We start from the raw sequence: 20,799 nt of genomic DNA, 5'->3' as shown, positions 1-20,799 counted from the left end.
TAGTTAACTATTCATAAATCACATACGCTTTTCGCATCGAATCATAATCTTGTAAATCGCGAACCCATGTTTTCTTAATTTCATAAGCAGTATGGCGTGTTTCAATTTGTTTTTGCAATTTGTCGGTTCCTGCTAATTTGATAAAAAAGTTATTGAAAAATGTTGCTTTATCAGACGTTGCTTGATAGGCTTCAATCAGATAATTTAAATCAAGTCTGTTTAAAGGTTTCGCTTCGCTTAAATCCAAACCATAACAAATTTTCCCATCATATTTTGGGTATTTGGCTCCTTCATTTGGTTTTGGAGTAAATTCAAAATTATAATTGAACATCTCTTTATTTAGAAAAGGACTCCCAAAAATTTGAAACTGTTTTTCTGTTCCACGACCAGCACTCACGTTGGTGCCTTCAAAAAAGCACAAACTTGGATAGAGATTTATAGCCACATCATTTGGTAAATTTGGCGACGGTTTAATAGGCAAGCTATAAGCTGTCTGGTGCGTATAATTTTTTACAGGAATAACGGTTAACTCACAATTAACCTCGTTTTTCAACCATTTTTCGCCATTTATCATTTGAGCATATTCGCCAATAGTCATACCATGAACCACAGGAACAGGGTGCATACCAACAAAACTTTTATGAGCCATTTCTAAAACGGGTCCATCAATATAATGACCGTTTGGATTGGGTCTATCTAGAATTAGGAGTGGAATATTTTGTTCTGCACAGGCTTCCATAACATAATGCAATGAGGAAATGTAGGTGTAAAATCGTGCGCCAACATCTTGAATGTCAAAAATCACCATATCAATATCAGCCAATTGTTCAGGTTTTGGTTTCTTATTATCACCATAAAGCGAAATAATAGGCAAACCGGTTTTGGTATCTATTCCATCTTTTACTACTTCGCCAGCATCAGCAGTTCCACGAAAACCATGCTCTGGAGCAAATACTTTTTGCACTTTTAGGTTTAATGCGACTAACGAATCGACTAAATGTGTATAATCTGTATGTCCCGAGTTTTTAAATATAACAGAAGTCTGATTGGCAACAATACCAATTCGCTTACCTTTTAATATGGGTAAATAGGCATCTGTTTGGTTAGCACCAACAACTAAATCTTTTTTTGTTTCAGGTTTAGAATGTGCTGTTTTCTGAAGGGTATTTGCTTTTTCAGCCGATTCCGTTTGTGAAAAGTTTCCGCAAGAAATCAGTACCATAACAAATAATAAAACTGTATTTTTGAATCTGTTTAAAAGTAATTGCATCATTTGAATTTCGAATATTTTATAGCTAAACGCATTATTGATAGTAAAGCGTATAAAAGTAGCGTTTCGGCACCAATAATAAAAATTGGTATCGCGGCAATTGCTATTGGTATTATTGTAATGATGATTTCCATTGCTACTGGAATTGGGCTTCAACAAAAAATACGTGAAAAAGTAGTCGCTTTTAATGGAGACTTGATGATTTCCAAGTTTGGCAATAATAATTCGCAAGAGAGTGATGGGGCACTTTCATTAGATCAAGATTTTTATCCTAAATTCAACACGGTCAAAGGTGTAGAGCATATCCAAGGTGTGGCAACAAAATTTGGAATTATTAGAACGGAAACTGATTTTGAAGCTATAATTGTAAAAGGTGTTGGCACAGATTATAAATGGGATTATTTCCAAGAATATTTAGTTAATGGGAAACTTCCAAAATATACAGATGCGTATAGTCAGGACGTTTTAATCTCTGAATTCACAGCCAATCGGTTACATCTAACGGTTGGTGATACTATTCAAACCTATTTTGTAAATAACGATTACAACAAACAACCACGCATTATTCCTTATGAAATTGTGGGTATTTATAATTCAGGATTTCAGGAATTTGATAAAACCTATCTCATTTCGCATATCAAACATTTGCAACGTATTAATAAATGGGAAAAAAATCAAGTTGGTCATTTTGAGCTTTTTGTGGACGATTATTCGCAATTAGATGCTATTCGCGAGCAAGTCTATCAAAACACACCACCTGAATTTAATACCATTACGGTCGAGAAAAAATTCGATTCTATTTTTGAGTGGATTAGTATTTTCGTAAAAAACATTTATGGCATCATTGGTATAATGGTTCTGGTCGCTGGGTTTAATATGGTTACCGCATTACTCGTTTTAATTTTAGAGCGCACGCAAATGATTGGTATTTTGAAAGCGTTGGGAAGTAATAACTGGACCATCCGAAAAATATTCTTGTACAACGCATCCTATTTAATTGTTTTAGGATTAATTTGGGGAAACCTCATTGGTTTGGGCATTCTATTGGCGCAAAAATATTTTAAAATTTTCCCGTTAGACCCTAATGTGTACTATGTAAGTGAAGCACCTGTTTACTTAAGTATCACCTATATTGCCGCTTTAAATATTGGGACGTTTATTCTGTGTTTACTAATGTTGTTGATTCCTTCTTATATCATCACAAAAATTTCGCCAGTTAAAGCTATTCGTTTTGAGTAACGTTCAGTTTACAGTTTGCAGTAATCAGTCATAGTCACAGTTTATCAGGTTACCATTAAATAATATGAGCAAAATCCCTCCGTGAATCTCCACGTTTCTTCACAAATCTCCATGCAAAAACTCCCAATCAAAAAACCTTTCGTGCTTTCCTATCAAAATCATACCTTTGCAATTCTAATTTAAGAACACATTTAAAAAGGTACTCGCTATTGTTTAATAAGAACGATTATCTTAAAAACACATATATGGATTACGCAGAAAATATACTAGGAACCATCGGTAATACACCCATGGTAAAATTAAATAAATTAACAGCAGATTTACCTTGTTTGGTACTATCAAAATACGAAACTTTTAATCCAGGAAACTCCGTTAAAGACCGTATGGCATTAACCATGATTGAGGATGCGGAAGCAGATGGACGTTTAAAACCAGGCGGAACTATTATTGAAGGAACGTCAGGAAACACAGGCATGGGATTAGCTTTAGCTGCTATTGTAAAAGGTTACAAATGTATTTTTGTAATTTCAGATAAGCAGTCTAAAGAAAAAATGGATATTCTTCGTGCTGTTGGAGCAGAAGTAGTTGTGTGTCCAACCGATGTGGAGCCAGATGACCCAAGAAGTTACTATTCTGTTTCCAAACGATTGGGTGCAGAAACGCCAAATTCGTGGTATGTTAATCAATATGATAACCCAAGTAATGCCAAAGCACATTACCAAAGTACAGGTCCAGAAATTTGGAAACAAACCGATGGAAAAATCACGCATTTTGTAGTTGGTGTTGGAACAGGCGGAACTATTTCTGGCGTTGGTAAGTATTTAAAAGAGCAAAACCCGAATGTGAAAATTTGGGGAATTGATACGTATGGAAGTGTCTTTAAAAAATACCATGAAACAGGAATTTTTGACGAGAAAGAAATTTATCCATATGTAACCGAAGGTATTGGTGAAGACATTCTACCCGAAAATGTGGATTTCAGTATTATAGATGGTTTTACCAAAGTTACGGATAAAGATGCAGCTATATATACACAGAAATTAGCCAAGGAGGAAGGTATGTTTTTAGGCAATTCTGCGGGAGCAGCTATAAAAGGATTGTTGCAGCTAAAAGAGCATTTTACAAAAGACGATGTGGTTGTCGTTTTATTCCACGATCACGGAAGTCGTTATGTTGGAAAAATGTTTAACAACGAATGGATGGAGAAAATGGGTTATGTTGAATAAGCAATAACCAAATTATTACAATACAAACGATTCAAAGAGGCCTTCCAAGGTCTCTTTTGGATTTGTACAGAGTCCTGAATGCGTTTTTGAACATTGAAGAATGGTGCTTTTTGAAGCTGCTAACCATCGGAATCTATCAGAAACTTCCATTTTTTCAATAACGCCTCCTGAAGGATTACCTTGGCAAACAGATTCCCAGGCTTTTAAATAACGCTCAATTTCAGCTTTATCTATGTCGCTTGAATATGCGACTAGTTTTTTAGGATCTATATAATACTTCATGCCTAGAAATTTTTTCCGCTTCGAAAAAAGGATCACACCTATATTAAAGAACTCCTCCCGTTCAACTTTAGGAACCAATCTTATAATGGCATATTCAAAAGTAACGTTATCTGGCATCTTCAGCTTCTTTAACTAATTGATCAATCATGGCAAGTTTGGCTTTTAAATAGCTTGTATAAGCTGCTCTCATGTCGTTTGGAGAAAACGCATCTGATTCACTCTCAAGCCAATCTTCTGGAATTAATGAAATAATTTCTTCAATTTTATCTGTGTTGAGGCGTGTTGTAATGTGACTAGAAGCTTCGTTTAAATTTTTGGCAAACTCCAAAAGTACATGATCTTTAATAAGTGGAAATGTTCTCGTTAAATGGTTTTCCCATGTTTGCCAATTGTGGTGAAAATAAAAACTAGCACCATTATCAATAACCCATAATTCTTTATTCCAACTTAAGAGGTTGGTGTTTTTAGCGGTTCGGTCAATATTACTAATTATGCTATCCATTAAAACTATTTTGGAAGCCGTCATAGAATCAATGGTGGATACTAATGGATCAAAAGTAATAGCACTAGATAGGTAATGAAGTCCGAGATTTAAACCCACACTAAATTTGAGTAAATCTTGAATTTCCTCATCAGGTTCGGTTTTACTGAAGGAGTCGTCTAGATTCATGAACACTAATTCAGGAACATGCAAACCGATAGCGCGTGCAATTTCGCCACCAATAAATTCGGCTATTAATGCTTTTTTTCCTTGACCAGCACCTCTAAACTTTAACACATACAGGAAGCCATCGTCCGCTTTTACTATAGCTGGAAGCGAACCGCCTTCGCGCAATGGATTGATATATTGTACAACATCTACGTGTCGGATTTCTATTTTATTCATGAATTCGAAGATACTAAAAAGTTCAGATGAAAATTTAATTTACTAAAACAATACTTTCAATTTCTAATTGGAATTTCTGCGGTTTTTTAGTACCGATTAAAAAACCAATTTCTTCAATGTTTTTACCAGAGAAATTCGGCATGTCCAAATTTCGACCACGAAAAACAGCAGGCATATTAGAAAAAGCCATATCTATGGTTTCCCAATTTCCAGAGGTTTGAAACGTTGCTGCATAACTATGTCTGTTATTTTTATCCGATTTTACACGGAATTGATAGGGATTACCATCACCTTTAATTCGAATTCTAAAATGTGTAAAACCTTCGATTTTTTTTACATCGCAGTCATGTCTAATAGATGAAAATCCACCATTATTTTCTAATGATATTTCACCTTTAAAAAGGCCATTCCCAGCTTCATTAATACTAAACGAGCCATTTGATTTTCCGCCCATAACCACATCATCAAGAATATACCAATCGGTTTGTTTACTATCTGTATTGAATTTATAAATTGTCATAGGCGTTTGTGTTAGAAGGATTACAATTATAAGTACAAGATATTTCATATAAATAGTAAGTTTCCTCTTAATTATAGTTTTTGTAAAAATACGAAACTCGCAACACAGTATCATAATTGGTTTAAAATATGTAAATTAGAAGGATGCAAGAAGCGTTTTTACATTATTTATGGCAATTTAAAAAGTTTCAGCTTTTGAATTTGAAAACAACTCAAGGGCAGCATATTACTGTGGTAAATTCTGGGCAGCACAATCAGCTTTCTGGTCCTGATTTTTTTGCAGCACAACTTAAAATTGATGATCAGCTTTGGGCAGGAAATGTGGAAATTCATATTAAATCTAGCGATTGGTATGTACATCATCATGAAAAAGATCCTGCTTATCAAAACGTAATTCTTCATGTGGTTTGGGAACATGATACCGATGTTTTCAGAAAAGATAACACCGCTATTCCTGCTTTAGAACTTAAAAATCATATAGATAAAAAGTTGCTTGATAATTATTATCAATTATTTAGTAAAAAGCAAACATGGATAAATTGTGAAAGTGAATTTAGTGATACGCCAGATTTTGTATTGCAAAACTGGTTGGAGCGTTTGTATATAGAACGTTTGGAGCAGAAGTCAGTTGCAATTACGAGTTTATTAGTAAAATCAAAAAACAATTGGGAAGCCGTTTTGTTTGCAATGCTGGCTAAAAACTTCGGTCTTAATATAAATGGTGATGCGTTTTTAAGTATGGCACAATCACTAGATTTTGCTATAATTAGAAAACTTCAAAATAAACCTGAAGAATTGGAAGCCTTATTTTTAGGTCAGGCCGGATTATTAAGTACAGAAAGTAATGAGCCTTATGAGTTGCAATTGAATACGCATTATTTGTATCTGAAAAACAAATTTCAACTTGATAATAGTCATGTAACACAACCGCAGTTTTTTAAATTACGACCTCCTAATTTTCCAACCATTCGCTTATCACAATTAGCAATCTTATATACTAAAAACGACGCATTGTTTTCAAAAATAATGGGTTGTAAAACGCTTGAGCAAATTCATAAACTTTTTCAAGTTGGTTGTTCAGAATTTTGGCGAACACATTTTACGTTTCAAACTACTTCTAAACCATCAAAAAAGATTCTAACTAAAAACTTTATTAATCTGGTAATAATAAATACGGTTGTTCCTTTAAAATTTGCTTACAATAAAAAACAAGGAACAGATGTAATTTCAGAATTACTAGAACTTATGGCAAAAATTCCTTCCGAAAATAATACCATTGTAAATAAATTTAACAAATTGAAAGCAATGCCTAATTACGCCAGTGTTTCACAAGCGTTATTACAGTTGAAGACGCAGTATTGCAAGCCAAATAAATGTTTGCAATGCGCTATTGGAAATCGCTTAATAAGCAAATAAATTATTACATTGCAGTATGAATTTTTTTTATAACGCCTTACTCTATTTTCAAAAGCGTGGTTATTATGTTTGCCAACGTATAGCTGATCGTATGGGTATACGTGCCAAGGTTGTAAGAACCTCATTTATGTATCTCACATTTGTGACATTAGGCTTTGGTTTTGCGCTCTATTTATTTATCGCCTTTTGGATGCGTATAAAAGATTTATTATTCACAAAACGTTCATCAGTTTTTGATTTATAATTATGAAAAACTTCGTTTTAAATCTTTTTCGCTCTAAAATAATAATAGCCATTGCTCTCTTATTTTTATTGCTTTTAGTTGGCGTATTAGGGTTTATGATTATGTCGGGTTATCGTTGGGTTGATGCGCTTTACATGACGGTAATAACCGTTACAACGGTTGGCTATGGGGAAGTCCGTCCTTTAGATGATGCCTCCAAAATATTTACTATTTTTCTAATTCTTACTAGTGTTGTTATTGTTGGTTATGCTATTAGTGTGATTACCGAATATATTTTGAGTAAAAATAATTTTGAAGATTTAAAACAAAAGAAAATGCAAAAAAAGATTGATAATCTTTCAGGTCATATTATTATTTGTGGCTATGGCAGAAATGGCAAACAGGCTGCTCATAAATTGATGGCCTATAAAAAACCTTTTGTGGTAATTGAACGGAATAAAGAAGTTATTGAAAAATTTCAAAGTGAAATGGTGCCATTTGTTCATGGTAATGCTAATGAAGACGAGATTCTTTTTCAAGCAGGAATTGATAGAGCCACTACGTTAATTTCTGCATTGCCTAATGATGCTGATAATTTATTTGTGGTTTTGTCCGCGCGACAAATAAATAAAGACATGACAATTATTAGTCGCGCATCTCAAGATACTTCTTACAATAAATTAAAACTGGCTGGTGCCAATAATGTTATTTTACCGGATAAAATAGGTGGAGATCACATGGCATCTTTGGTGGTAGTTCCCGATTTAATTGAGTTTATTGATAACCTATCTATAGTTGGAAAATCGAACATTAATATTGAGGAAATTGCGGTGAGTAAATTCTATGATACAACGGAAATACGTACGATTCGCGATTTAGATTTACGCCAAAAAACAGGTTGCAATGTCATAGGATATAAAGACGGAAATGGCGATTATATTATAAATCCAGAAGCCGAACAACGCTTAATGCCTAATTCTAAAGTTATCGTGCTTGGAAGGCCAGAACAGATTACGAAGCTTAATTCAGTTTACAATATCACTTAATCAAATTTTGTTTTTAACAACAGATGTTTTAAAAACTCATTTTTTTTTAGCATCTTGTCCTACTAATTTAAAAAAACTAACTAATAAATAATCTTATGAAGAAAATTCTTCTTTCAATTTTTACTGCAATTCTGCCCATAATAGCGTTTGCGCAAAATTTTGAAATAGAAGGGCAAGTTTCAAACCCTTCAACCACAATCAACGATGGTGTTGTAACAATTACAGTTAAAGGTGGAGTAGAGCCTTACATCTACCGTTGGAGTAATCAAAGTACACCATTAACTTCTAATAGAGCTATTGGGCTTACGGAAGGCGTTCCGTATTCAGTTGTTGTTACAGATGCCGCAGGAAACAGTAAGACAGCGGTTTATACAGTAGAAACGGGAGCAATCACAGAAGTTTTTAATGGTACCATGACACCTGCAGTTAGCGCTCTAGGTTCCGTGCTTTTCTGGGATCCTTTTGCAGCAATTGGAGTTTACGATCCAGTAGTATATGCAGATAGCAAACAAATTGGTATTCCAAATTGGACCAACGAAATACAAAATAAATATACACTTAAATCTTGGCTTAAAGGTGATGGTGAAAATGTTCTTAAGGATGAGCCAATTGCTGTTATTCAGGATGTTTCTGGAAATGATATTACGGTAAACTCATCAGCAAAAGGAAAATTAAAGCATTTAACTGCTGAAGGAAAAGTTATTTTCAATTCAGATAATGCGCAACACGTAATTGAACAAGGTGCACATAATTTTGCACAAGTAACTTATGACAAGCCAGTAGTTTTAACTCATCCAAATGGAGATCCACTTACTAAACCTATCTCATTTATTGTAATTTGGTTAGTATTGGGAGCGTTATTCTTTACAATTAGAATGGGCTTTATAAATATCCGTGGATTTGGACATGCTATTGATTTAGCACGTGGAAAATATGACGATCCAGATGCGCCAGGACAAGTAACACACTTTCAAGCTTTGGCAACAGCCGTTTCAGGTACTGTTGGTTTAGGAAATATTGCAGGTGTAGCCGTAGCCGTTTCTTTAGGAGGGGCAGGTGCAACATTCTGGATGATTGTTTGTGGATTGTTAGGAATGTCAACCAAGTTCGTTGAATGTACTTTGGGTGTAAAATATCGTGATATTCTACCTGACGGTCGTGTATTTGGAGGTCCTATGAATTATTTACGCTACGGACTTGAAAAACGTAATATGAAAGGACTTGGAAAAGTACTTGCAGGTATGTTTGCTGTTTTAGCAGTTGGTGCTTCTTTTGGAGGTGGTAATATGTTTCAAGCAAATCAATCTTTTGAGCAATTAGCAGGTCAGTTTCCTATGTTAGAAGGTAACGGATTCTACTTTGGTATTATAACAGCAATTTTAGTAGGTGTTGTTATTATTGGTGGTATTAATAGTATTGCTAAAGTAACAGGTAGAGTGGTTCCTGTAATGGCTAGTATATATGTAGTAGCAGCATTGGCAGTTATTATTATGAATATTCAAAATATTGGTCCTGCATTTTCTGCAATTTATGATGGGGCATTTAGTCCTTCAGCACTTAAGGGTGGAATTGTAGGTGTGTTAATAGTTGGTTTCCAACGTGCAGCATTTTCCAATGAAGCAGGTGTGGGTTCAGCAGCAATTGCACACAGTACAGCTAAAACAAACAATCCACCATCTGAAGGTTTTGTGGCATTATTAGAGCCATTTATTGATACGGTTGTTGTTTGTACATTAACTGCTTTAGTATTGATTTTTACGGGTATGCATGAAGTAGAAGGTATGGCAGGTGCACAATTAACATCTGATGCTTTTGGTAGTCAAATATCTTGGTTTCCTTATGTGTTAGCCGTTGCCGTATTCTTATTTGCTTTTTCAACTATGATATCATGGTCTTATTATGGAATGAGAGCTTGGACATACTTATTTGGTAAGAGTAAGAAAATTGAATTTATCTATAAAATGTTATTTTTAGTATTTGTAGTTATTGGAGCATCGGTTAGTTTAGGTGCTGTTCTAGACTTTTCAGATATGATGATTTTAGCCATGTCGTTTCCAAACATAATAGGTCTTTACATTATGTCTAGTGAAGTGAAATTCGATTTAAACGAATACATTCAAAAATTAAAATCTAACCAATTATATAAAAAGTTGGATAAGAAATAAACATCTAAATTAACAGTTATGAAATCCCATTTCACGTTTACTAAAAAACAGCGAAATGGGATTTTTTTGTTAATCGCCATGATGGTGATACTCCAAGTTGTGTTTTACTTTTATAATAAAACATTAGATATTAAAAGCAATGACGACATAATTAATACGGAACTTCAACAGGAAATAGATTCATTAAAATTGGTTCAGATTGAAAATTCTAAATTCAAAATATTTCCTTTCAACCCAAATTATATAACCGATTATAAAGGATATACTTTAGGTATGAGCAATGAAGAAATAGATAGACTTCATAAGTTTAGAGCAACTGATAAATGGGTGAATTCGGCTACCGAATTTCAACAAGTAACCAAAGTATCCGATTCGCTTTTAGCTATTTTGTCACCAAATTTTAAATTCCCAGAATGGGTTACGAATCCCAAGCCGAAATCATTCCAATCTAATAATTATAGTAGCAAGCCGAAATCATTCGCTCAAAAAATTGATTTAAACCAAGCAACAGCTTCTCAATTAAAACGTATTTATGGAATTGGTGATGCGTTATCAGGGCGCATTGTTTCGTATCGTGAAAAAATAGGTGGTCAATTTATTGCTGATGTAGAGCTGACGCAAGTTTATGGCTTGTCGCCTGAAGTCATTGAAAGAATTCAAGAGCAATTCACCGTAAAAACACCAAAGCCCATTACGCGTTTCAATTTAAACACGGCTACACGTGATGAGTTGGTTACCATTCAATACATAGATTATGAAGTGGCGCACAATATTATAGAGCAACGAATTCTTCTTGATGGCTTCAAATCCTTAACCGATTTAACGAAAGTTAAAGACTTCCCTGTAAACAAAATTGAGATAATTACGTTATATTTGACACTCGAATAAAGAAACAAAAAAACCAAAATTTATGAATACTATGTACTTCACCGAAGAGCATAACTTGTTTAGACAGAGCTTAAAAGATTTTTTACAGAAAGAGGTAGTTCCACATATTGAAAAATGGGAGAAAGACGGAACTGTTGAACGTTTTATTTGGAAAAAATTCGGAGATATGGGCTTCTTTGGTGTTAATTACCCTGAAGCGTATGGCGGATTAGATTTAGACTTATTTTATACAATTATATTTCTTGAAGAACTGCAAAAAGTTAATTCTGGTGGTTTTGCAGCCAATATGTGGGCTCATGCTTATTTAGCAATGACACACGTAAATGCTGAAGGAAGTGATGCTATTAAAGAAAAATATTTAACGGCAAGTATTTCTGGTGATATGATTGGCTGCCTTTGTGTAACCGAACCTTTTGGTGGTAGTGATGTGGCAGGAATGCGTACAACTGCTGAAAAGAAAGGAGATACATTTGTCCTTAACGGATCCAAAACTTTTATTACTAATGGTGTTTATAGCGATTATTTAGTAGTTGCTGCTAAAACAAATCCGGAGTTAGGAAATAAAGGAATTAGTATGTTTATTATGGATCGTGATACACCTGGTATTTCGGCAACCAAATTGGATAAATTAGGGTGGAGAGCGAGTGATACAGCTGAAATAGCTTTTGACAACGTGACCATTCCTGCTGAAAACTTAATGGGTGAAGTCAATAAAGGATTTCCATACATTATGCAGCACTTTGCGTTTGAGCGTTTAATTATGGGAGTAAACTCACATGCACGCGCTGAATTTGCTTTAGATTATGCCAAACAATATATGAGTGAACGTTACGCGTTTGGGAAGAGCATTAATAAATTCCAAGCCTTACGTCATGCCTATTCAGATGCGTACGCTAGCATGATTGTTTGTAAAGAATTTAACTACTCTATTGCCTACAGAATGAATAAAGGTGAATATGTGGTTAAAGAAGCAACTATTTCTAAATTACAATCTACTAAAATGGCCGATGAGGTTATATACCAATGTCTTCAGTTTTTAGGTGGTTATGGTTATATGGAAGAATATCCTATGGCACGATTATTACGTGACAGCCGATTAGGACCAATTGGAGGTGGTACATCAGAGATCTTACGTGAAATAATTGCTAAAATGACATTGGATGGTGTGGATTACAAGCCAGCAACCAAGTAAATAAATTTTAAATGACAAATCGTTTTCAAACCTACCTTTTAAGTGTTTTTCTAATTTTTATTGGAACATGTGCTTCAGCTCAAACCGAATTAACAAATACGGTTTTAGAAGGGAGTACGTTTCAGCCTATAGAAAGTGCGAGTATTTATATTAAAAACACAACCATCGGAACCGTTACAAACGCTGATGGTAAATTTTTATTAACCGTACCAAACAAGTATAAAAAAGATACGTTAATTGTATCCTCTATTGGATTTAAAAGTTATAAAATCCCGGTTGATGAGTTTGATGCCTCGTTCGAAATTTATTTAGATGAAGATGTGGCGTCTCTAGATGAAGTATTACTAATAGCCGAAACCAGACCTAAAACGGGTAAGGATATCGTCATGCGAGCCATTGAAGAGTTGCCAGAAAACTTACCAGATTCTTCCTATTTGCAAAAAGGATTTATGCGTCATAAAGAGCGCAATAAAAAGGAATTTAAGTGGCTCATTGAAAGTGCCATTACCTTACACGATTCCAATTTCGCATCTAGTACTGCAGAGAATCTTAAAATAAATGTGGATCAGGTTCGTAAAAGTTATGATTTACGAGATGTGGATAGTTTGTTAGCTTATACATCCTACCTGAAAAATAAGGCTAAAAACATCAAGTTTTCAAAAAACAATTTAAAACGTGATACCATTAGAACGAGCTCATTAGTAAAAGCCATAAAATGGAACGATAATCGTATTAACGGATTAGAAACATTATTTCAAGGAAAATTGAATATGGTTCGAAATGCCGGAAATTCACGTGCGTTATTTGGCGAGGATATTATGAGTAAACACCAATTTAATTTGGATACTGTTCTTGTAGAAAATGACCGGAAAATTTATAAAATTCAAATTTCAGAAAGTTTTGAATATGTGAATTTGGAAACACCAGGAATTTTCAATGATGGTTATCATCCCAAAGGGTGGATTTATATTTATTGGGACACCTATGCCATTAAAAAAATTGAATATGAATTGGTTGCAGCTTCAAAAGCACAACGCAGCAGAAGTAAAACACTTTATGATACAGATATAACCCATAAATTGGTGTTGAGTTACAAAGAGTATCAAGATAAAATGTACTTGAATTATGTGTATTATGAAACACCAAAACTAGTAAATGTAGGTGTTGCAATAGATGATCCTAAAACGGAAATTGACGAATCGGCCATTAATAAGGACGAACGTTATTACTATACCGTTCAAGAAATTTTGTTCACGGAAATTATTACAGATGATGCGCAAGTAAAGGAAGCATTAGCCAAACCTTGGGATTCCGATTTGTTTTCGCCTAAACCTTATGATAAAGATTTTTGGAAAAGCTACAATACCTTATTGGAAAGTAAAGAAGAAGAAAAACTCATACAAGATTTAACCAAGCGTTACGCTTTGTTTAAAGATTAGCATTTAGCGTGTCAATATTCTATAAAACAGAAATAGCTTAACCTTAAGTTGTTTCTGTTTTTTTTATATGTTGAAGTATTATAAATCTCGCCTTTTTTTTACGTTTAATTAAGTTCTCGAATAGAACAAATAATTTTTTTTATTTTTTCATTGCAGAATTTAAATTTGTTACTATTTTTGCATCTTGAAAATTCTAAAAGAGAGGAGGTTAAGGACTATGTTAATTATACCGATTAAAGAAGGAGAAAATATAGATAGAGCGCTAAAACGTTTCAAACGAAAGTTTGATAAAACGGGAACTAAACGTGCTTTAAATTCACGTAAGCAGTTTACGAAGCCTTCAATTGAAAATAGAACGCTCATTCAAAAAGCTCAATATATTCAACGTTTAAGAGATCAAGAGAATATCTAATCTCTAAATAGTATTAAAAAATGAATCCTACAGAAATGTGGGATTTTTTTTTGCTTTGAATTTAAAGACCAATAAATCTTCGTAATTTTACAATTAAGCATACTAAATAACAATCTAACTTATACAAGAATTCTCATGCCTTTTCAATCTTTTACAGACTATTTACTTTTGGAAAAACACTACTCCAAGTTAACTGTGAAGGCTTATGAAAAAGATTTAAATGATTTTCTTACCTTTTTATCGGCAACCTATCAAACACAGGATATGTTGTCTGTCAATTATCCAGAAATCAGGAATTGGATTGTGAGTTTAGTAGATCAAAAAATCAGTAATCGGTCTATAAATCGAAAAATTTCGGCATTAAATTCCTATTATAAATTTCAATTAAAAGTGGGAGATATTAAAGCGAATCCACTTTCCAAGCACAAAGCATTAAAAACGAGTAAGAAAATTCAAATTCCATTTTCGGAAGCTGAAGTAGCAACCGTTTTAGATGAATTGAATTTTGATTCCAGCTTTGAAGGTATTAGGAATAAACTAATAATTGAACTTTTTTATTCTACGGGAATTCGTCGTATTGAATTGGTAGAGATTCAGTTAAACCAAATAGATACATCCAATCAAACGTTGAAAGTTTTAGGAAAGCGAAACAAGGAGCGAATTATTCCCTTGCTAGATTCTGTTATGAAAACGATAGAGCAGTATTTAAAAGTTAGAATTACATTAGAAAACATAACAGATAAAAATCATTTCTTTTTAACACAAAAAGGCGTTAAAATTTATGAAACACTTGTCTACCGCATAATAAATGATTATTTTAGTTTAGCATCTACCAAGGTAAAAAAGAGTCCACATATTTTAAGGCATTCATTTGCCACTCATTTACTAAATCAAGGTGCCGATTTAAATGCTGTAAAAGAATTACTTGGTCATTCCAGTTTAGCCGCTACACAAGTTTACACACATAATAGTATATCCGAATTAAAGAAAGTGTATTTAAAAGCGCATCCACGTGGTCAGAAAAAATAACAGCAAAATTCATTTGTTTAATATTAAAAATAGAACCGTATGAAAGTAAACACCCAATCCGTTAATTTTAACGCAGATCAGAAATTGATAGACTTTATTCAGAAGCGCATGGACAAATTAGATTTGTATTATGATAAAGTTATTCAATCAGATGTTTATTTGAAAGTAGAGAACACGAGTGATAAGGCTAACAAAATCTTTGAAGCACGTGTAAATGTGCCTGGAGATAGTTTTGTTGTAAAAAAACAATGTAAAACTTTTGAAGAAGGTGTAGACACGGCTGTAGCCTCGCTTGAACGTCAATTAAAGAAGCGAAAAGAAAAATTAAGATCACATTTATGATAAAATATTTGAAAAAATGTTTTGAATAAAAAAATAATTCTATACATTTGCAGTCCGTTAGAAATAGCGGGCTTTTTTTTAGCTCCAAAAAGATGCTAAAAAGCCGATGTAGCTCAGCTGGCTAGAGCAGCTGATTTGTAATCAGCAGGTCGTGGGTTCGAGTCCCTCCATCGGCTCAAAAAAAAGTTTTTTTTGAAATATTGAATTAAAGTGATTGGGGAGATACTCAAGCGGCCAACGAGGGCAGACTGTAAATCTGCTGACTACGTCTTCGCAGGTTCGAATCCTGCTCTCCCCACTGAGTTTTTAAATTAGCTACTGACAAAAGTTCGCTTTTGTAAAGTAGTGTTTTAAAAGTTAAAATTTCAAAACACGTTTTTTGAAATTTAGTAAGAGTTCGCTTTTACAGGGTTATGAAATTAATCCAAAATTGAAATAATAAAACACCTTTTGAGTATTGAGAAATATTCAAAGAAATGCGAGAGTAGCTCAGTTGGTAGAGCGTCAGCCTTCCAAGCTGAATGTCGCCGGTTCGAACCCGGTCTCTCGCTCAATAATTCCTTACAAAGTAGGAATATCTTCTTTTAAGGTTTGTCTTTGTGTAGGCATGTAAAAGAAATAAAAACTTTACGCCGGTGTAGCTCAGGGGTAGAGCGTTTCCTTGGTAAGGAAGAGGCCACGGGTTCAATTCCCGTCATTGGCTCTTTTAAAATTGAATAATTAAGTACTAATATAAATAAGATTAAAATAAATTAAACATGGCAAAGGCAACTTTCGATCGTTCAAAACCACACCTTAACATAGGTACTATTGGACACGTAGATCACGGTAAAACAACTTTAACTGCTGCTATTACTAAAGTATTAGCTGATGCAGGTTTTTCAGAAGCAAGATCATTTGATCAAATTGATAATGCACCGGAAGAAAAAGAAAGAGGTATTACAATTAATACTTCACACGTAGAATATGCAACAGCAAATCGTCATTACGCTCACGTTGACTGTCCAGGTCACGCGGATTACGTAAAGAACATGGTAACTGGTGCTGCACAAATGGATGGTGCTATTTTAGTAGTTGCGGCTACTGATGGTCCTATGCCACAAACAAGAGAGCATATCTTATTAGGACGCCAAGTAGGTATTCCTCGTATCGTTGTATTCATGAATAAAGTGGATATGGTTGATGATGAAGAATTAATCGAATTGGTTGATATGGAAGTTAGAGATTTACTTTCTTTCTATGAGTACGATGGTGATAATGGACCTGTAATTGCTGGTTCTGCATTAGGTGCTTTAAATGGTGAACAAAAATGGGTTGATACAGTTTTAGAATTAATGGAAGCTGTTGATAACTGGATTGAAGAGCCATTACGTGAGGTTGATAAGCCTTTCTTAATGCCTATTGAAGATGTTTTCTCTATTACTGGTCGTGGAACTGTTGCTACAGGTCGTATCGAAACTGGTATTGCTAATACAGGAGATCCAGTTGAGATCATCGGTATGGGTGCTGAGAAGATTACATCTACAATTACTGGTATTGAAATGTTCCGTCAAATCCTTGATAGAGGTGAGGCTGGTGATAATGCTGGTATCTTATTAAGAGGTATTGAGAAAAGTCAAATTTCAAGAGGTATGGTAATCTGTAAGCCAGGTTCTGTAACACCACACGCTAAATTTAAAGCTGAGGTTTATATCTTGAAAAAAGAAGAAGGTGGTCGTCATACGCCATTCCATAATAATTACCGTCCACAATTTTATGTTCGTACAACGGATGTAACTGGTAACATTGCTTTACCAGAAGGTGTTGAGATGGTTATGCCTGGAGATAACTTAACAATTCATGTTGATTTAATTCAACCAATTGCAATGAATGTTGGTCTTCGTTTCGCTATTCGTGAAGGAGGAAGAACAGTTGGAGCAGGTCAGGTAACTGAAATTTTAGATTAATATTATCTAATAAATATAGAGTTAAGGTATTCCGTTTTTTCGGAATACCTTGACTTGTATTTACGGGTTTAGCTCAGTTGGTAGAGCACTGGTCTCCAAAACCAGGTGTCGGGAGTTCGAGTCTCTCAACCCGTGCAATTTATGAAGTAATCATTGTTATAATTACTTCCTGAAAATAAAAACATATTAAACAATGGCTGGAATTGCAAACTATATAAAAGAATCATTTGGAGAACTAAAAAACAATGTTACTTGGCCAACATGGGCAGAAGGACAGAAGTTAACAATTTTAGTAGCAGTGTTCTCTATCATTTTTTCACTAGCTATTTGGGGTGTTGACACAGTATTTAGCAAAGCAATAGGATTTTACTTTCAATGGATTAACGGTTAAAAATAAAATTTTATGTCTGAAGGAAATGAGAAAAAGTGGTATGTCGTTAGAGCTGTAAGCGGTCAAGAAAATAAAATTAAAGCTTATATAGAAACGGAAATAGCACGATTGGGATATGAAGATTTTGTTGAGCAGGTTTTAGTTCCAACGGAAACAGTAATCCAAATACGTAACGGTAAGAAAACAAACAAAGAAAAAGTTTATTTCCCAGGTTACATCATGATAAAAGCAAACTTAACTGGTGAAATTCCTCACATTATAAAATCAGTAACAAATGTTATTGGCTTTTTAGGTGAAACAAAAGGAGGAGACCCAGTGCCATTAAGACAATCTGAAGTAAATAGAATGTTAGGTAAGGTTGATGAGTTATCATTAGATGCTGATACAAATGTGGCTATTCCATTTAATATTGGTGAAACCGTTAAAGTTATTGATGGACCATTCAATGGATTTGATGGAACTATTGAGAAAATTAACGAAGAGAAGCGTAAGCTGGAAGTAATGGTGAAAATTTTCGGAAGAAAAACACCATTAGAATTAAGCTATATGCAAGTAGAAAAAGTATAATAATTGTTACAATCATAAAGTGTAATCTTTAGCTTCAAAATAAAAGATTACAAAAAAACTAAATTATTAAAAATGGCAAAAGAGTTAAGTAAAGTAGTTAAACTACAAGTAAGGGGAGGTGCAGCGAATCCGTCGCCACCGGTTGGACCCGCTTTAGGTGCCGCTGGAGTTAATATCATGGAGTTCTGTAAGCAGTTTAATGCTAGAACACAAGATAAACCTGGTAAAGTTTTACCAGTGGTTATTATGGTATACAAAGACAAATCATTTGACTTTGTTATCAAAACACCTCCTGCAGCTGTACAATTATTAGAAGCGGCCAAAGTGAAAAAGGGTTCAGGTGAACCACACATTAAAAAAGTAGCAAAAGTTTCTTGGGATCAGGTTAGAACCATCGCTGAAGATAAAATGCAAGATTTAAATGCATTTACAATCGAAGCGGCCATGACAATGGTTGCAGGTACTGCTAGATCAATGGGTATAACTGTTAAAGGTGGTACTGCCCCTAATTAATCTAAAAAAATTGTAAAATGGCAAGATTAACAAAGAAACAAAAAGAAGCTGTAGCAAAAATCGAAAAGGGTAGAGTATATTCTGTCGGTGAAGCATCAGCATTAATAAAAGAAATAACCAATACTAAATTTGATGCATCTATAGACTTGGCAATACGTTTAGGCGTAGATCCAAGAAAGGCAAATCAAATGGTAAGAGGCGTAGTAACGCTTCCACATGGTACGGGTAAAGACGTAAAAGTTTTAGCATTAGTAACTCCAGATAAAGAAGCGGAAGCTAAAGAAGCTGGTGCAGACTATGTAGGTTTAGATGAGTACCTTGATAAAATTAAAGGTGGTTGGACAAACGTAGATGTTATTGTAACTATGCCAAGTGTTATGGGTAAGTTAGGTCCTTTAGGACGTGTATTAGGTCCTCGTGGTTTAATGCCTAACCCAAAAACTGGTACGGTAACAATGGATATTGCTAAAGCTGTTAGCGATGTAAAAGCTGGTAAAATTGACTTTAAAGTTGATAAAACTGGTATTGTACACGCATCAATAGGAAAAGCATCTTTCAGTGCTGATAAAATTGCAGGTAATGCAAACGAATTATTACAAACAATAATGAAACTTAAACCAACTGCTGCTAAAGGAGTTTATGTGAAGAGCATTTTTATGTCTAGTACCATGAGTCCAAGTTTAGCTTTAGATACTAAAATTGGTTAAGTAGTTTAAAACTTTTATTATGACTAGAGAAGAAAAATCACAAGTAATTAAAGAATTAACTGCGCAATTAGCCGATAATAATATTATTTATTTAGCAGATATTTCCGGATTAAATGCAGGATCGACATCAGATTTACGTCGTGCTTGTTTTAAGGCAAATATAAAATTGGCTGTAGTTAAAAATACCTTGCTTGAAAAAGCAATGGAAGCATCAGATAAAGATTTTGGCGAACTTCCTTCAACATTAAAAGGAAATACTTCAATCATGTATTCTGAAGTTGGTAATGCACCAGCCAAAGTTATTCAAAACTTCCGTAAAAAATCAACAATGCCACTTTTAAAAGGCGCATTTATTGAGGAAGCTGTTTATATTGGCGACGAAAACCTAGACGCTTTAGTAAATATCAAATCTAAAGAGGAAGTTATCGGTGATATTATTGGCTTATTACAATCACCAGCTAAAAACGTTATTTCAGCACTTAAATCAAGTGGAGGTAAATTAGCAGGTATTTTAAAGACACTATCTGAAAAAGAAGGATAGTCACAAATAGTACGCACTTAATTACAATTATATTATTATTAAAATTTATTAAAACGATAGAAAAATGGCAGATTTAAAAGATTTCGCAGAACAATTAGTTAACTTAACTGTAAAAGAAGTAAACGAATTAGCAACTATATTAAAAGATGAGTATGGTATCGAGCCTGCAGCTGCTGCTGTAGCTATGGCTGGTCCTGCTGCTGGTGGTGGAGACGCTGCTGAAGAGCAAACAGAATTTGATGTAATCCTTAAAGCCGCTGGTGGTTCTAAATTAGCAGTTGTAAAACTAGTTAAAGAATTAACTGGATTAGGTTTAAAAGAAGCTAAAGGTTTAGTTGATGATGCACCAAGCCCAGTTAAAGAAGGTGTTTCTAAAGATGAAGCAGAAGCTCTAAAAACTCAATTAGAGGAAGCAGGAGCAGAGGTTGAGCTTAAGTAATTTAAGCACTCTAAAACATTACGGTTTAGGTCTAAAGTGAACACTTTTAGGCCTAGACCATTTTGCGTATATAATCGTTACATACGCTATTTTATTTTTTTTAATCAAAATTCCGCCCATT

General features: G+C 34.1%; 23 protein-coding genes and 5 tRNA genes. 24 read left to right on the top strand and 4 right to left on the bottom strand.

What is annotated here, in order from left to right:
• Positions 1 to 7: 7 nt before the first annotated feature.
• Positions 8 to 1,273, bottom strand: coding sequence for an exo-beta-N-acetylmuramidase NamZ family protein (locus tag ES675_RS09385; protein WP_066251058.1), 1,266 nt, complete (start codon positions 1,271 to 1,273; stop codon positions 8 to 10).
• Here ES675_RS09385 and ES675_RS09380 point away from each other — a divergent pair, their 5' ends adjacent.
• Complete coding sequence (locus ES675_RS09380) at positions 1,274 to 2,509, top strand: ABC transporter permease (RefSeq protein ID WP_066251060.1); 1,236 nt, start codon at positions 1,274 to 1,276, stop codon at positions 2,507 to 2,509.
• Between the two features lie 245 nt (positions 2,510 to 2,754).
• Positions 2,755 to 3,735 (top strand): PLP-dependent cysteine synthase family protein, encoded by a 981-nt coding sequence (locus ES675_RS09375; RefSeq protein ID WP_066251062.1) that lies wholly within the window; start codon positions 2,755 to 2,757, stop codon positions 3,733 to 3,735.
• Positions 3,736 to 3,750: 15 nt separating this feature from the next.
• Here ES675_RS09375 and ES675_RS09370 read toward each other — a convergent pair whose 3' ends face one another.
• The 3 genes from ES675_RS09370 to ES675_RS09360 are packed head-to-tail and all read right to left on the bottom strand — an operon-like array spanning position 3,751 to position 5,471.
• A complete protein-coding gene (locus ES675_RS09370) occupies positions 3,751 to 4,134 on the bottom strand; it encodes a DUF3037 domain-containing protein (RefSeq protein ID WP_066251065.1) in 384 nt (127 codons plus the stop codon).
• A complete protein-coding gene (locus ES675_RS09365) occupies positions 4,124 to 4,903 on the bottom strand; it encodes a HipA family kinase (RefSeq protein WP_066251067.1) in 780 nt (259 codons plus the stop codon). The genes ES675_RS09370 and ES675_RS09365 overlap by 11 nt, the downstream gene beginning before the upstream one ends.
• Positions 4,904 to 4,937: 34 nt before the next feature.
• On the bottom strand, positions 4,938 to 5,471 hold the full coding sequence (locus tag ES675_RS09360) for a CIA30 family protein (protein WP_231931281.1): 534 nt from the start codon (positions 5,469 to 5,471) through the stop codon (positions 4,938 to 4,940).
• A 95-nt stretch (positions 5,472 to 5,566) separates the two neighbouring features.
• On the opposite strand from ES675_RS09360, the gene ES675_RS09355 reads away from it, so the two are divergent.
• From ES675_RS09355 to rplL, 22 genes are all read left to right on the top strand, one after another.
• Positions 5,567 to 6,838 carry a DUF2851 family protein gene (locus ES675_RS09355; protein WP_066251077.1) on the top strand — a complete coding sequence of 424 codons (1,272 nt, stop codon included), beginning with the start codon at positions 5,567 to 5,569 and terminating at the stop codon, positions 6,836 to 6,838.
• Positions 6,839 to 6,854: 16 nt separating this feature from the next.
• Complete coding sequence (locus ES675_RS09350) at positions 6,855 to 7,082, top strand: PspC domain-containing protein (protein ID WP_066251082.1); 228 nt, start codon at positions 6,855 to 6,857, stop codon at positions 7,080 to 7,082.
• Between the two features lie 2 nt (positions 7,083 to 7,084).
• On the top strand, positions 7,085 to 8,107 hold the full coding sequence (locus ES675_RS09345; protein WP_066251086.1) for a potassium channel family protein: 1,023 nt from the start codon (positions 7,085 to 7,087) through the stop codon (positions 8,105 to 8,107).
• A 95-nt stretch (positions 8,108 to 8,202) separates the two neighbouring features.
• Positions 8,203 to 10,272, top strand: a complete 2,070-nt coding sequence (locus tag ES675_RS09340) for an alanine/glycine:cation symporter family protein (RefSeq protein ID WP_066251089.1) — start codon at positions 8,203 to 8,205, stop codon at positions 10,270 to 10,272.
• 18 nt (positions 10,273 to 10,290) lie between these two features.
• Entirely contained in the window at positions 10,291 to 11,160 is an 870-nt protein-coding gene (locus ES675_RS09335; RefSeq protein WP_066251091.1) for a ComEA family DNA-binding protein, read from the top strand.
• A gap of 22 nt (positions 11,161 to 11,182) precedes the next feature.
• Positions 11,183 to 12,352, top strand: a complete 1,170-nt coding sequence (locus tag ES675_RS09330; protein ID WP_066251094.1) for an acyl-CoA dehydrogenase family protein — start codon at positions 11,183 to 11,185, stop codon at positions 12,350 to 12,352.
• Between the two features lie 11 nt (positions 12,353 to 12,363).
• Complete coding sequence (locus ES675_RS09325) at positions 12,364 to 13,791, top strand: carboxypeptidase-like regulatory domain-containing protein (RefSeq protein ID WP_066251097.1); 1,428 nt, start codon at positions 12,364 to 12,366, stop codon at positions 13,789 to 13,791.
• Positions 13,792 to 14,008: 217 nt separating this feature from the next.
• Positions 14,009 to 14,203 carry a 30S ribosomal protein S21 gene (gene rpsU, locus ES675_RS09320; protein WP_066251104.1) on the top strand — a complete coding sequence of 65 codons (195 nt, stop codon included), beginning with the start codon at positions 14,009 to 14,011 and terminating at the stop codon, positions 14,201 to 14,203.
• 135 nt (positions 14,204 to 14,338) lie between these two features.
• Entirely contained in the window at positions 14,339 to 15,232 is an 894-nt protein-coding gene (locus ES675_RS09315) for a tyrosine-type recombinase/integrase (RefSeq protein ID WP_066251108.1), read from the top strand.
• A 39-nt stretch (positions 15,233 to 15,271) separates the two neighbouring features.
• Positions 15,272 to 15,574, top strand: coding sequence for a ribosome hibernation-promoting factor, HPF/YfiA family (hpf, locus tag ES675_RS09310; RefSeq protein WP_066251109.1), 303 nt, complete (start codon positions 15,272 to 15,274; stop codon positions 15,572 to 15,574).
• 102 nt (positions 15,575 to 15,676) lie between these two features.
• A tRNA-Thr gene (locus tag ES675_RS09305) sits at positions 15,677 to 15,750 on the top strand.
• Positions 15,751 to 15,790: 40 nt separating this feature from the next.
• A tRNA-Tyr gene (locus ES675_RS09300) sits at positions 15,791 to 15,872 on the top strand.
• Positions 15,873 to 16,052: 180 nt separating this feature from the next.
• Positions 16,053 to 16,125, top strand: a tRNA-Gly gene (locus ES675_RS09295).
• Positions 16,126 to 16,205: 80 nt separating this feature from the next.
• Positions 16,206 to 16,277 (top strand) — tRNA-Thr (locus ES675_RS09290).
• A 55-nt stretch (positions 16,278 to 16,332) separates the two neighbouring features.
• Positions 16,333 to 17,520: an elongation factor Tu gene (gene tuf, locus ES675_RS09285; RefSeq protein WP_066251117.1), complete on the top strand. Its 1,188-nt coding sequence runs from the start codon at positions 16,333 to 16,335 to the stop codon at positions 17,518 to 17,520.
• A gap of 62 nt (positions 17,521 to 17,582) precedes the next feature.
• Positions 17,583 to 17,655, top strand: a tRNA-Trp gene (locus ES675_RS09280).
• 58 nt (positions 17,656 to 17,713) lie between these two features.
• Positions 17,714 to 17,911: a preprotein translocase subunit SecE gene (gene secE / locus ES675_RS09275; protein WP_066251120.1), complete on the top strand. Its 198-nt coding sequence runs from the start codon at positions 17,714 to 17,716 to the stop codon at positions 17,909 to 17,911.
• 12 nt (positions 17,912 to 17,923) lie between these two features.
• Entirely contained in the window at positions 17,924 to 18,478 is a 555-nt protein-coding gene (gene nusG, locus ES675_RS09270; protein ID WP_066251125.1) for a transcription termination/antitermination protein NusG, read from the top strand.
• A gap of 72 nt (positions 18,479 to 18,550) precedes the next feature.
• Positions 18,551 to 18,991 carry a 50S ribosomal protein L11 gene (gene rplK, locus ES675_RS09265; RefSeq protein ID WP_066251129.1) on the top strand — a complete coding sequence of 147 codons (441 nt, stop codon included), beginning with the start codon at positions 18,551 to 18,553 and terminating at the stop codon, positions 18,989 to 18,991.
• Positions 18,992 to 19,008: 17 nt separating this feature from the next.
• Positions 19,009 to 19,698, top strand: coding sequence for a 50S ribosomal protein L1 (gene rplA / locus ES675_RS09260; RefSeq protein ID WP_066251132.1), 690 nt, complete (start codon positions 19,009 to 19,011; stop codon positions 19,696 to 19,698).
• A 19-nt stretch (positions 19,699 to 19,717) separates the two neighbouring features.
• Complete coding sequence (gene rplJ / locus ES675_RS09255; RefSeq protein WP_066251135.1) at positions 19,718 to 20,239, top strand: 50S ribosomal protein L10; 522 nt, start codon at positions 19,718 to 19,720, stop codon at positions 20,237 to 20,239.
• A 64-nt stretch (positions 20,240 to 20,303) separates the two neighbouring features.
• A complete protein-coding gene (gene rplL, locus ES675_RS09250) occupies positions 20,304 to 20,678 on the top strand; it encodes a 50S ribosomal protein L7/L12 (protein WP_066251137.1) in 375 nt (124 codons plus the stop codon).
• Positions 20,679 to 20,799: the final 121 nt, after the last annotated feature.

Origin of the sequence: Algorimicrobium algoritergicola (assembly GCF_008086165.1) — a bacterium.
GTDB lineage: Bacteria > Bacteroidota > Bacteroidia > Flavobacteriales > Flavobacteriaceae > Algorimicrobium > Algorimicrobium algoritergicola.
The sequence above is the reverse complement of the archived record's forward strand: the minus strand, read 5'-3'. Positions and strand labels throughout refer to the sequence as shown.